This window comes from Paenibacillus odorifer (assembly GCF_000758725.1).
Classification (GTDB): Bacteria; Bacillota; Bacilli; order Paenibacillales; family Paenibacillaceae; genus Paenibacillus_AQ; species Paenibacillus_AQ odorifer.
In genome coordinates this window covers 1609316-1622696 of sequence record NZ_CP009428.1, presented here as the reverse complement: position 1 = coordinate 1622696, position 13381 = coordinate 1609316, and the positions used below count along the sequence as shown (strand labels likewise).

General features: G+C 39.5%; 12 protein-coding genes and 2 pseudogenes. 3 read left to right on the top strand and 11 right to left on the bottom strand.

What is annotated here, in order from left to right:
- Nucleotides 1-84: 84 nt before the first annotated feature.
- Nucleotides 85-598: pseudogene (gene sigK, locus PODO_RS30970) on the bottom strand (RNA polymerase sporulation sigma factor SigK); the annotation flags it as partial.
- A gap of 884 nt (nt 599-1482) precedes the next feature.
- Between sigK and PODO_RS31450 the strand changes: the two are divergent.
- Nucleotides 1483-1707 (top strand): hypothetical protein, encoded by a 225-nt coding sequence (locus PODO_RS31450; RefSeq protein WP_169744746.1) that lies wholly within the window; start codon nt 1483-1485, stop codon nt 1705-1707.
- Entirely contained in the window at nt 1673-4636 is a 2964-nt protein-coding gene (locus PODO_RS06900) for an amidase family protein (RefSeq protein WP_052096857.1), read from the top strand. The genes PODO_RS31450 and PODO_RS06900 overlap by 35 nt, the downstream gene beginning before the upstream one ends.
- A gap of 218 nt (nt 4637-4854) precedes the next feature.
- On the opposite strand, the pseudogene PODO_RS06895 reads toward PODO_RS06900, so the two are convergent.
- The 7 genes and pseudogenes from PODO_RS06895 to PODO_RS06865 form a co-directional block, all read right to left on the bottom strand.
- Nucleotides 4855-5259, bottom strand: a pseudogene (locus PODO_RS06895) (sigma-70 family RNA polymerase sigma factor); the annotation flags it as partial.
- 102 nt (nt 5260-5361) lie between these two features.
- On the bottom strand, nt 5362-5835 hold the full coding sequence (locus tag PODO_RS06890) for a hypothetical protein (protein ID WP_038569369.1): 474 nt from the start codon (nt 5833-5835) through the stop codon (nt 5362-5364).
- A gap of 15 nt (nt 5836-5850) precedes the next feature.
- Nucleotides 5851-6354 (bottom strand): hypothetical protein, encoded by a 504-nt coding sequence (locus PODO_RS06885; RefSeq protein WP_244886433.1) that lies wholly within the window; start codon nt 6352-6354, stop codon nt 5851-5853.
- Between the two features lie 935 nt (nt 6355-7289).
- Complete coding sequence (locus PODO_RS06880) at nt 7290-7670, bottom strand: DUF7878 domain-containing protein (protein ID WP_038569367.1); 381 nt, start codon at nt 7668-7670, stop codon at nt 7290-7292.
- Nucleotides 7671-8175: 505 nt separating this feature from the next.
- Nucleotides 8176-9390: an IS110 family RNA-guided transposase gene (locus tag PODO_RS06875; protein ID WP_169744818.1), complete on the bottom strand. Its 1215-nt coding sequence runs from the start codon at nt 9388-9390 to the stop codon at nt 8176-8178.
- 241 nt (nt 9391-9631) lie between these two features.
- A complete protein-coding gene (locus PODO_RS06870) occupies nt 9632-9889 on the bottom strand; it encodes a hypothetical protein (RefSeq protein WP_038569365.1) in 258 nt (85 codons plus the stop codon).
- Complete coding sequence (locus tag PODO_RS06865) at nt 9886-10683, bottom strand: recombinase family protein (RefSeq protein WP_038569363.1); 798 nt, start codon at nt 10681-10683, stop codon at nt 9886-9888. The genes PODO_RS06870 and PODO_RS06865 overlap by 4 nt, the downstream gene beginning before the upstream one ends.
- A gap of 185 nt (nt 10684-10868) precedes the next feature.
- Here PODO_RS06865 and PODO_RS06860 point away from each other — a divergent pair, with 185 nt between their 5' ends.
- Entirely contained in the window at nt 10869-11078 is a 210-nt protein-coding gene (locus tag PODO_RS06860) for a helix-turn-helix domain-containing protein (protein ID WP_025694734.1), read from the top strand.
- A gap of 251 nt (nt 11079-11329) precedes the next feature.
- Here the strand turns inward: PODO_RS06860 and PODO_RS06855 are convergent, their stop codons facing one another.
- The 3 genes from PODO_RS06855 to PODO_RS06845 form a co-directional block, all read right to left on the bottom strand.
- Nucleotides 11330-12235, bottom strand: coding sequence for a hypothetical protein (locus PODO_RS06855; RefSeq protein ID WP_038569360.1), 906 nt, complete (start codon nt 12233-12235; stop codon nt 11330-11332).
- A gap of 133 nt (nt 12236-12368) precedes the next feature.
- The gene (locus tag PODO_RS29905) at nt 12369-13001 is read right to left on the bottom strand and encodes a helix-turn-helix domain-containing protein (RefSeq protein ID WP_155288102.1); all 633 of its coding nucleotides are present in this window, start codon (nt 12999-13001) and stop codon (nt 12369-12371) included.
- Nucleotides 13002-13127: 126 nt separating this feature from the next.
- On the bottom strand, nt 13128-13373 hold the full coding sequence (locus PODO_RS06845; RefSeq protein WP_038569358.1) for a hypothetical protein: 246 nt from the start codon (nt 13371-13373) through the stop codon (nt 13128-13130).
- Nucleotides 13374-13381 lie beyond the last annotated feature (8 nt).

Genomic DNA, 13381 nt, shown 5'->3' with positions numbered 1-13381 from the left:
TATATCTTCTCTAAAAAATTCTAATATGGTCCTTGAAGCTTTCTATGTATGCCGGTTAACGGATACTACCTTGTAATTATGAGTTTACCGCTTAGCCTTATAAAACTCATGATAAAGCTTCATGAGCGCCCTCTTCTCTATCCTCGAAACATAACTCCGCGAGGTCCCCAGCTCTTTGGCAATCTCCCGCTGTGTCCGCTCTTCTCCACCTGTATCCAATCCAAACCGCCCAACCACAACTTCTTTTTTCCCGGTCATCCAGAATATCAAGGTTACGATATATCTTACTCTTTTCGATCTTCAGATCGACTTCTTTAATGACATCATCAGCTTCGGAACCAAGGATATCGATAAGTGTAATTTCATTCCCTTCTTTGTCCGTCCCAATTGGATCATGCAGGGATACGTCTTTACGTGTTTTCTTGAGCGAACGCAGGTGCATAAGGATTTCGTTTTCAATACAACGTGCTGCAAATGTGGCTAGTTTGCTTCCTTTGTTTGGACGATAGCTCTCAAAAGCTTTAATCAGGCCGATGGTGCCAATGGAGATCAGATCCTCCATGTCCTCCCCAGTGTTATCGAATTTCTTGAGGTTGTGGACATGATGTGATGTCAAAAAATAAAACCAATTACGATCGATTCTGATTCGAATTGGTTTCCTTTTGCATATTATATTTAATTTGTAGTTTCCGATTGATTTCTTGTGTACATCCTGGTAATCCATTTAAATAACACTTTACTTGATCAATCAACTCTGAGTGAGATATCAGATTATTCATACTTGTTAAATTGCGTCTAACAATATCCTCGGTTTCAATATGATAGCCACCGTTTTTCACACGTAGAGCGATACATTCAATATTTAGCCGAACATCTGCTAGTCCCACATAAAACACAATAATTTCAAAGCCTTGTTCCTTTGCATCCTAATCTGCCTTATAACGTTACCACCCGATAAAATGGTTTCCACAATGAAATCCCACTTATTCCAGATACACTATCTGGCTATTCTTATGGCTTCTTTCCCAGCAGAAACTTCACTCTTTTCAGGATGCCCATTAGTGATCTTGCGGCTATGCATCTGGAATCATCAGTGATTCTGCTTTATGCCATACTCCGATATAGAATCTTCCACTTTCATGAAATGAAAAACATAATATTCTCCGTTAATTTTTAGCTGTTCCTTTCTTTTTCATTTCGTCAAATTCACATAAAGTTAAGTAAAATTCAAGGTTTTTGGTGATGCAGCCGGATGATGATACTCAATATCCTATGGATTCTCCAAAAACTATCATAAAATGTAATATATTTAACATAATAGTTTACATATACATTACATTAAATAATTAAAAGAGCCGTTTTTTTCTTTTTACAAACTTAAAATATATTAAAATCATAATATTCATTGACTGAAACAAATACTAGTGTTATATTTCCCAACATTAAATAATAAAATACATACAGGAAAAGGAGATTACGCACATGAATAAGTTCAAACGTCTACGTGAAACTAAAAGAGAGCATTCTGGTTCCACCCGATCTGAATATTCACCAGCAAAAAAAAATTGGAGTAAAAAGCAATTTATAGCTACTTCAATTGTGTTATCTGTTATTGCTACGAGTGTAATTCCGTTCCAAACAGCTGACGCTTTAACTAGAGTTACTTCAGAAAGTGGGATGGGAGATTCACGATGTCTTTGCTCCTAGCTTAGACACAGGAAGTTTACGTACAGTTGGTGCTACACAAGTACAAGGTTTCGGCAATATCTTTGTTAAAGTGTCCTCGCCTTCAGCTCCACTGATGAATGGTCAAATGATGCGTGGGTTTGACTTGAAATATGACGGCGTTAATAAGTTTACTTCGGCTCAATCTGTAAATCTAGGAAATGTAACTGTAACACGTGAGGTGTATGTGGATACTATTCATAATCGAACGAGATTCTTTGATACTTTCACTAATAAAAATGATGTGGCAATAAAAGTTGATGTATCATTCGGTGGCTCTTTAGGATATGGTACAACAACAAATGCTTCAGTAGTTAAGGCAACCTATTCAGGCGATCTAAAGGTAACTACAGATGATTCATGGATTGTTGTAGATAGTAGCGCCAAAAACAATAAGCCGCTAGGCGTTGCAGTGGGATCTCCAAAGCCGTTTGATAATGGATTAACCGGTCTAGGTAATCAGCAACAGGATCCATTCACAATACCCTTAGCTGAGCATGGAAATGAAGCGAATTTCTATGGGTTCATTAACACATTAAATATTAGGCCGGGTGAGTCGAAGTCCCTAGTAAATTATGTACAAGTTGGAGAAGCTGGTGAAGAAGGATTAAAAAATCTGGTTGCTAGTCTAGATGGACTTAATAGTCTGCTAGACGTAACCGGATTAACAAACGCACAAATTCGTTCAATTAGCAACTGGGATATATCTGCTATAGAGGGACTTGATACTGGAGATCATCTGGTTATTCCAAATGCTCCTGCACCTAAAGAATTAGTAACTTCATCGCCGTATAATGTTAAGAATAAATCCATTGCAGAAATGCAGCAGGATATGATTAATGGCAAAACTACTTCTGTACAAATTACTCAAGCCTATTTAGATAGAATCAAGGTATACGATGAGGGACAATTGGGATTCCATGCATTCCTGCATGTATCTGAAACTGCGCTTAACCAAGCAAAAGCTGCTGACGATGCCCGTGCACAAGGTGTAAAAGGTGATTTATTGGGTATTCCAAATGCGATAAAAGATATTTATGATACAAAGGATATGCCTACTACCGGTGGCAGTAAAGCTCTTGAAGGCTGGCAGCCTGATTCTGATGCATTCCAAGTGAAAAAACTGCGGGAAGCTGGAGCTGTAATTATTGGTAAAGTAAACACTTCTGAGTTTGCTAACAGCGGAAGCTTTAGTGAAAGCGGCTGGCAGCAAACATGGAATGCACTCTATCCATCGAAAACATCTTTTGGCTCAAGCGGCGGGTCTGCAGTATCTGTTGCAGCTGATTTTGCAGCAGCAGCAATGGGATCGCAAACAGGGGTATCTCTATATGCACCAACTACAGGCGCTAGCTTAAAAAGCTTCCGGGGTACAGACGGTATGGCAAGTACTACAGGTGTACTGCCACTCACTTGGGGACAAGATTATGCAGGTCCCATTGCCAAAACAGTAACTGACCTAGCCATTATATTGAATGCTACAACGGGTACGGACCCACAGGATATTTTCACAGTCACTGCTGATGCAGATCATAAGCGTCCAGTGGATTGGAAGGAATCTCTGGATGCTAATGCATTGAAAGGAAAGAAAATTGGATACATTCCTGCATCCTTTGTATCTGCATATGCTGATGATGATACTGGACAGGCAGTGATGGATAAGTTCTCAGAGCTTCAAGCAGCGGGTGCGACTATGGTTGAAATGTCAGCTGTACCATCAGGCCCTAGTCGTCCTTCAGGTATTAATGGATCTACTGAAGGTTGGGCACGTTATATTGAGTTGCATAAGGACTTCCCTTATATTGATGGAGCAAGTGTACTAGCTTCAGATAAAGTGCTTATCTATAACCAAAGAGGATATAGTACCCCAACTCGCATGACTGAACAGGCTGTACAAGATTACATTAAGTATAGAACTGACTATAAGGAAGTTATCAAAGGATGGATGGACGCGAATGGTGTTGATGCTGTTGTTTATGCAGGTTTTATTAGCGACGTATATAACAATGACGCAGCAGCTTCTCAATTAAGTTCAGACCGTAACACAGGCGTATTAACCTCTACTATGGGACTACCTACGGTAGTTGTTCCTGTAGGAACGAATGACAGCGGATATTCTATCTCTATGCAACTGGTTGGTAGAGCATGGGACGATGCAAAAGTTTTAGGCATGAGCTACGCTCTTGAGCAACAAAGTCAAGCTAGACTACTTACAACATTTGCTCCAGCACTTCAATACGTTTCAAACTCTACTAATCCTGATCCAAACACAGATAATGGACCAACCCATCCAAATACTGGAGGAGGTACAGTGACACCTCCAGCAATAACAACGCCTATAGAAACACCGTCACCTGCAGAAACAATAACACCAGCAGATAAGCCGAAAGTTGTTAGTTTTGTAGATACAATGAATCATTGGGCAAAAACAAGCATTGACGCACTAATTGCTAAGGGATTATTGACGGGGTATTCCGATGGAACATTCCGCCCAAATTCAGGTTTGACTCGTGCCGAAGCAATTAAAGTAATTGCAACTTACATGGGACTTGAAGGACAAGAAAGTAACTTTATAGATGTATCTCCAACTCATTGGGCGAATAAGTTTATCGGTGCAGCTGCCGGATCAGGCTTGATGAACGGATATAGTGACGGAAGCTTCCGTCCAGATGAGAAGATTAGTCGTGGTGAATTAGCGGCACTAATCACTCGAGCCTTTAAGCTAACAGGTACTGGAAACACATCATTCAAAGATGTTACAAGAAATGCATGGTATTATGATTCCATTGATGCACTCGCATCCAATAATATTATTACAGGATACGCAGACAGTACATTTAAGCCTGAAAAAGATATTACTAGAGCAGAGTTTGCAGCAATTGTTTCCAGATTACTAGAAACTACTAATTAAAAGAAATTCAATTAAAAATGACAGAGTACTCGAGTAACCACGTTTACAGGAAGGGCCATCCCGAAAGGGATGGCCTTATAACTTGCCGTTACAGATAGTGCGATGAACCGTATCATAAGTAGGGCGAACCCTATCCACACAAAAAACGACTCATCCGTAGACAAGTCGCTTTCAAGTTTTATTATTAATGGATTATTACTGTGTAATTGTCATCAGTCTCACCGCTTCGCCTTATAAAACTCATGATAAAGCTTCATGAGCGCCCTCTTCTCTATCCTCGAAACATAACTCCGCGAGATCCCCAACTCCTTAGCAATCTCCCGCTGTGTCCTCTCTTCTCCACCTGTATCCAGCCCAAACCTACCCACCACAACTTCTTTCTCCCGGTCATCCAGAATATCTAGGTTGCGATATATCTTACTCTTCTCGATCTTCAGATCTACTTCTTTAATGACATCATCAGCTTCGGAGCCAAGGATATCGATGAGAGTAATTTCATTACCTTCCTTGTCTGTCCCAATTGGATCGTGCAGAGATACATCTTTACGAGTCTTCTTCAAGGATCTAAGGTGCATTAGGATTTCATTTTCAATACAACGAGCCGCAAATGTGGCTAGTTTGGTTGTTCTCATATTATGATTCAGCATTGTTTACATACTCCACATGTGTGGACTAAGCATTATTGACAACATCAAAATAGATGCAGGAGTATTCACCTTAGTTATCTATTTTTTCGTTGGAGTCCACGTGGCTATTCCGTTTCCCGGGCATGCAACTACTAACCATAAATTATCAAAAAGAACTCCTGATTGCCAACACTCATACTTTTCATGAAACCCATTAATAAAAAGAATCAAACCGGATTCAAATGTGATAAATAAATGTGGAGATATTTCACCAATTCTTATTTGAGTTACTTTCTGACGTCTTATTTTGTATAAATTCCAATATTTCTCTTCTTCAGTCATATCTATCATTTCGATTTCTGAATTCGGAAATGAACCCGTAGAGCTTGGGTAAATTGACCATTTAGATTCAACATTCAAATAAACAAAATCTTCATCACTATTCCTGTCATAATGAGTAAAGTAAATTTTGGTTGTCGCGGGGGATAATCCAAATTGTATCCCATCAACACTCGAACCCACAAATAAGTGATGGAGTGTCTCTTCAGCAACTAGCCTTTCCTCGTTGTTCATTCAAACTCACCTCAATTAAAATTGAACGCCAATTCCCTTCTGAATTATTAGAAAACCACGATTCAATTCCTTAACTAAGAATTTGTCATTCAGCACATTCTTGATTCGACTTAACGCCTCAGTTGAAATAATGCTGAATGGTTCTGACGATGGTTGCTCACCGTCTAGGACTTCCTTATAACTTGTCGGTGCCCCTAATTCATGATATGTCTGAATTGTGTTTACTTCAAAAGAGTCCCATATCTTTTCGGAAATATTAAGAAGAGGCACTAACTTTGTACTGTCGTACTTCAAATATTTATCATCTACTAAGATGTCATCTTCAGGAAGAATCAAATGCAAAACAATTTCGTTTGATTCGTACATCCAATATAAACGAAGATGTCTGAACAAATGCGACTCAAGAAGAATTTGTTTATAGTCATGCTGTACATGCTGGTCAAATCCCAGCTTGAATTTCTTAGCAAGTTTAGATGTATTCCATTTTATTATCTCATCTAACGTGTTTTTCTCTGACATCCAATAACCCGACTTAAATGGAAATCTGCTAAATATTATATTGTAAATCTCACTGACAAAACTTTCATTGTACGTTGAGCACGGAAAAGAATAATATACTGAAAAATAAGGTGGCATTGAACAACTCCTATTTGTTATTGTACTTTATACAATTTTACTATTTTTATAAAATCCCTCTTTTTGAGACGAGAAATTTCTAGAAAGATACACCATCTTTAGTATGTCCCCTTGACGCGGAGCCTCTATGGGCACGATTACTTGCGAATAGCGGTAAACCGCAAGTGATTCGCCTGGCATAGGCAGCCTATTGTACCCACTTCTCCACGTAAAGTTATTCAATGAGGCTTACTTATGCTTCTTCCATTTTAGTTAAAAAGGCCATAAAGGACTTCTCTTATTCCCTTAGAGTAAACTCAATAGTAATCATCGTGCGTACAAAAGAATTCAATAATTATAGCGACTATTTTCATTAATCAGGACGGTGACTGATTTCCAATCGCCGCCCCTCCAGTTGTCGGATCCAGTAGATAAGTTACGATTCCATCGGGTATCTATTCGCAAGGTTGCGATTGATTCGAAAAACCTATGAGAAAATGAAGAAAACAAAAAACAGACCAATCATGGTGACATCTGACCATAATCGACCTATTCAATGTAACGGAATAACGTTATTTAGAGTATAAAATTCAAGCTTTTATGTGCGTACAACCGAAATGACGAAACTACATACGGTTAATACACGGGATATTAGTGTTATTTGTTGAATGATGAATTCATTAGACACTGGGTAGCTCCCACCAAAAAAAGAACCACAGAGAACAAAGTTATCTGTGGTCTCCATACTATTTACTTACCAATAAAGTCGTTAATTCTTAGAGAATATAACTTTACGAACTGCGATTCAAGTTCCCCTAAAATTTTTTCAATAGAGTTCATTAGAACCTTTTGAGGAAACTCTTGTTTACATCGAACTTTTGCCACTGAGAGAAAACTTTCCAGCTTCCCTCAGCTATGTGTGTAAGCTCTAATATCGGACCTTCATTGAAGGATATTGTTTCATAAGAAAAGCTCATTTTTTCATTAGATTTTACCGAAAAGAAAACTTTGTCGTTAATGATGATATCTAGCTCACCTTCAATATCGGCAAGTAGTTTAAAGTTTTTTGTTAAAACTAGTTCTCTCTCAATTTCCTTATCATTACCTAATGAAAATCGAAAGATTATTGTTACTTTACCGGATAGGAAGTCTATCTTACCATCAGCTCCTATAATAACTCGAATTTTAGTTTCCCCTTTAGTTCCAATACTTCTTCCCAAATCCTTAATATCTTTATAGGAGTTTGGTTGGTTACGGGTACCGTGGTAATTGACATTAAGCTACTTAATCCCCCCAGCACTATCATATTTCCAAGAGGTACTGCATCCACATATTCTTGATACTGTTCTATGGACATAAACTACCAAAACGTTTGTTTACTCGATTCATCATTTGGTGACCATATTATCAGGCATCAACTCGATAATAACCACGCATATTTCCATTATTTTTATATATGGCATACCTTCTATTATTACATCAGATATTTCATATTTTTGTAGAGTACTTAAACAACTCCCAGCATGTATATTACTTCCATTAGAAGAAACGTAATAATTACCTGATGGATCACTGTAAATTAGCCGATTATTATGCACATAAGTATAAAGGTTCTGAATCAGCGGTTTATCAATCTGCCCCTCATACGTATCCTAGTTTATAAAGCGGAGCTTTGAATAAAGAAGGTGGCAACTGAGAAAGCACTCTCAGCTACCACCCATTCTATCATCCTGCCTGCTGTACTGGTGTATTCGGCATCACGTAGGCTGACTTTTTCTTCATCATGACGTAGATGATGTTTACCAGCTTCCTCATTAAGCACACAATTGCTTGTTGTTTCGTCTTCCCCTCTGCTATCTTTCGCTCATAATAAGCATGAAAATAGGCATTCTTTGGTTCTCTCTTGGTACGGGTGACACCAATCTGACGAATCGCAAGGCTCTTAATAATCTCATGCAATACCCGATTACCTTGCTTACTCTTACAATTTCGAAACTTATTACCTGAACCTACGATGACTGGTGCAATGCCAGCGAATCGGGCAAGTTTGTCGGAGGAAGAGAATCGGTGAATATCGCCAATCTCTGCCACAAGCTGCGCTGCTGTCACCACATTGATCCCTGTCATGGATTCAAGCTGAAAGCCAAGCTGCTGCATTAAATGCTCAATCTTAACCTCGAGACTGACCAATTGTTCTTGAAAAAATCGAGCGGATTCCACTTGACTCACCACTACTGAATCTCTTGAATCCTGAAAATCCCGATACGTTTCTCCATCTGCGTCGATCAGAGTAAGAATTTGATTTGCCTTCTTATGAGACAATCCATTGTTGCTGTGCTTTCGCAAGAAGGCAGCAAGGGCTTCCTCTGACATGTCCTTCAAGGTATAAGGTGAAGGGTAGGTCTCCCAGAAGGCAAGCGCCGTTTTCCCCTCTACTTCAGAGAAGAATTTTTTGTAACTGGGATAGGAATAGCTGATCTGCTGGTGCATCTTTTTTACCGTTTCCGTTAAACTGTTAGCCAACCATTTCCGCTGCGTCACAAGCTGGCTTATCGCCCAGAACAGGTCAACGGGCTGAGCATCTGGCAGGCGCTCCAACTCGTCTCTGAGCACCTTGGCAACGCATTCCGCATCCCAGCTATCCGACTTCTGAACGGTCACATGGCTCTTTCGTCTGGCGTTAGCGAGCTTTGCGTTCACTTCCTTCACCCAGCAACGATTGTCCTTCAGATAGACGGCAAGACCTCTACCGTAACCTCCGACATCTTCCAGTCCATAGACAACGGACAAGCCCTTCTTGACGTACTTCTTCAATTCCTTGAGCAGCAAAGGAAAGGCAGACGGCTTGTTATCGAATTTTAGTTCCCCTAGCTTTTTACTCCAGCAGTCAATAATGACGGCTGTATGATGCTGTTTATGCAGGTCAACTCCTACATAGATTAGATTCTGCTATTCAATCATGCTCTTTTGCTCCCTCTGTATTTGAATTGTTACTAATGGATTCGATTTTCGTGTCATTCAAGAATCTTTGCTGTCCTTTGTGCTTGATCTGTATGTATCCAGCCCATTAGTAACCACTCAAACGAGTGGCGAAAACATCATTGATAAACAAGTTTGCATCCTCAGTTCGAGCGGTCGGTGCCGCAAAGATACGTTAGCAATCTCTTGTTTACTATAATGCTTAGAAAGCTGTAAGTTTTAACATCCCAGCAACATGTGACTTCTCCAGACGTACATAAAGCAGGTCTAGCCGCAGTTCTTCTGTGTACTCGTGAATCTTATCTATGATTTTCTCCGCTGTCGGCAAGTGAATCTCCGCAGCTTGTTCATGTGTAATTTGAAACATGGCATTTTCATAAGCGGCAGTGGTTCGGAGACTTGTTAGAAGCTGATCTTCTTGCTCAACCAGCGATTCATACTTATCTTGTAATATCGTCACAAGCACATTCCTCCAGACTGTAGGATAGCTTGATGTTTACCGTCTGCTTCTATCTGCCCATAACGATACGTTCCTTGGTAAAATGCTTTACGATCTAGGATTCGTTTCACCTGTACTTTGGTGAATCTCTTCCCTTGTTCCGTTGTGAATCCTTCTTCGTTTAGCTTCTCTGCTAAAGCCGACAATGACCATACAGGGTATTGTTCTTTCAATTGAAATAGCCGCTGAACCGTGGATGCCTTCTGTTCGTCAATGAACATTTGCTTTGATCCCCGCTTCCCTTTGTAACCAAAAGGAATACCTCCACCAGCAAACTTGCCTTCGGAAGCCTTTTTGTTTCGTCCACGTCCCAGTTTCATAGCAATCTCCAGCCGCTGATAAGCATCCAGCAATTCCATCAAACCATTAATTAGAAAGTCAGACGGGTCTTTCTTAAAAATGCTATAGGTTGGTTGTTCAATACTCCGAATGTCGATACTACGTTTTTTCAGTTCCCGATGAACAAGGACTTTGACGATATCGCTTCTCCATAATCTGCTCGTGTTCAGGACAACAACGTAATCTACCTTGTAACTTGATACATAGGTCAACATGTCTTGGAAGCCCTCTCGTTCGACTTCTAAGGCTTCCTCGTCCACTTTCGCTCCACTGATCCCCTCGTCGGTAAAGACATGAACCAGACACCATCCCTGCTGCTCACAGTACGACTGAATCTCGTCTTGCTGGTAGGACAAGCTGTAGCCATCCTTCACCTGACCTTGTGTACTGACCCGTACATAGCCTATGACATTCATTAGGTTTACCTCCCCGCATAACCTTAGCGTTACATGAATTAGAATTGCTGTAACATCATCACTATATACTCTTAAGAGTATATAGTGATTATAGTACCTTTAAGCGTATATATCAATGCTAGATTGGACACAATGTGATATAGTACGGTTAATAGTACGTTTTTACGTTGGAGGATTATTTTCCTATGAAATTAAAGATTCGCTTAAAAGAAATACTTGCTGAGAAAGGAATTTCTCAACGTCAACTCTCTATGCAAATGAACATTCGCTACGCAACCATCAATCATCTCTGTTCCGATTCAGTGGACAGGGTCTATATCCGAACGCTGGAAGCGATATGTGAAGCCCTAGACATCTCCATCCATGAACTGATTGTTGAAGATTCGGAAGCATAAGGTGTCTAAATGCACGTCGGGTCGGGCGCTGGATGTGCTACGCCCTATTTCTCAACAAGAATCATGCTTTTTGATGTAAACCACCCCCGGGTGTTTTCCTATCGTAATGGTGAACATTTCCCGGAAGGGAGGGATTGAAATCTCTTTATTTTCAAGTACAATAGAGACTATGTTATTTTTATTTCATCCAGCATGTTGGACTTTTTATCGTTATCGGCAAAATAACGTGTCCATCGGTGTGGATGTGTCTTCTAGCTATTTATAGCAAGACGATCTAGGCAGTTCCTTTGGGGAATTGCTATTTTTTTTGCCAAGTTTTTTCGATTGGCATAAGTAGATGGTGTATAAAGCTGCCTTAATACAGGCTCATCGAATATGCTTTGCAGTAGTTGGAAACCAAGAACAGTTTCGATCTTGGATATGTTCTCTCTGTTCTCCATTAGCCAAGATAAGTCTATATCGCCAACTTCTTCTGGATATTCAATCTGCGCAAGCGTCTTCTCAATCGTATAGTCAAAGAATGGTTTTTGGAGTAATTCTACTGCCTTCCTCGTTGTCGAGAATCTTCTCAGATCATTGTCGCTAGGTCGGACTTCTAGTCGCAGTATACCTTTAGAACGTTCAATTACCTCAGTTGGAGCCTTTTCCTTCTGGGTTTGTTTGTGCTTGTCATACAATATAGTTCTGCTACTCTTGTTTCGGTATTCAACGGTCTGATCTTGGTTGTACGCAATAGTATTCTTGTAAGCAAGTTGCTGCCTACTGAGCATCCGCACATACTCACCGACCTTCTTGCCCACTTGAAAATTACAACAGACATCACATCGGCTTATTATCCATTCAGAGTGTGGAATAAATACATCAAAGAGATGGAACAGCCTCTCTTGCAACTGTTCAAAGAACAGAGGAATGTCTGGTTCTGTGAGCATAGTAACATTGTCTCCGTAAAGAAACTTCGGCATGGATACTTGTACTGTAAGTGATTGGCTAGCCTCGATATACTTTATAAATGGTAGCTTATCATCGTATATCTTATAGCTTGTGTTCAAAGCACCCGTTTCTTTACTGAAGAATGTAGTTGAATGTTCGTTGTATTGACTTAATATATGTGGATCAATAGGAATAGGTCTTGCTTTCAGTATGATAGTGTCAAACATAAGGAGCCTTCTTTCATTTCTAGTAGTCTAAAATATTGGATGAGATTGGAGATGTTATAAGAATGGGAACCAACCGCTGGAGTTGGTCTATTGTTCAACTCGTATCTATCTTGTTCATCGTATTCACCACCTATCAAGATTTAATTCCAATTTCTTCAAACAACTTGTCAAGTTTCTCAAAGAACTGTTTGTGTTCGTATTTTGCATAATCTGGATGTATTCCCCACTCATTATCTCGATGGACGAGATAATATAAGACCATTTTCATCGCTGTGCCTTTACTTAGATTCTGATCCTGCATTACCGTAACTACATCTTCAAACAGTCTAAGATTTTCATTTTCTTCGTTTGAATCAGCATTCAGCAATGCATTCACTTTTTCGATAAGTCTTTCCCTTTTTTGTTCTTCATGAATGTACTCAATAAGTTGTCTATTCTGCGAATAGTGCTGGGTTGTTGTGTATTCGTTGCCGTGGTTATCAATATCTGTAATTTCTATTTCCTCGTGTTCATCCGTTTTTGTTAAGTAAACCATCATTATTTCTGACTTTTCGGACTGCAGTAACTCCTTCTGGAATAACGTTTGATCCTCAATCCCGAATAACTGAGACAATTGTTCAAGACGTGGTTGGGGAATCTTGCGTCTTTCTTTGATCCAGTCTTGAAATGTTTGCTTAGAAACACCGATTGCTCCTGCTACTGTTTTGTACTCCATGTGAAACGTATCAGCTATAAATTGTAATCCTATCATCTCAATCACCGCCATACCTAGTATGTCTTTCGAGATTAATTGTATATCGCCATACTCAGAATGTCAACTACTCTTCCAAAAAAAAACCACATGGGGTCGTCAGCCCTTGCATGTGGTTTAATCTTCATATCAAATTAATGGTTAACTACTCTTTATAAGATCCTCAATGTAATAGATGGTCATAAAAGCATCTTCGTGAAATGCAAACTGTTTATTCTTTATAATGTATTCTTGACCAAATATCTCAATACTATCTTCCAATGATAGGATAGGAAATGCAAACTTCGTTTCCTGTTCAAATATTAGTACTTTACTCAGATTATTAAAAAACCTTGTTATAAATACATCTATTGACGGATACTCTGGTTCATATTTTGGAAAATCCATGTAGCTAT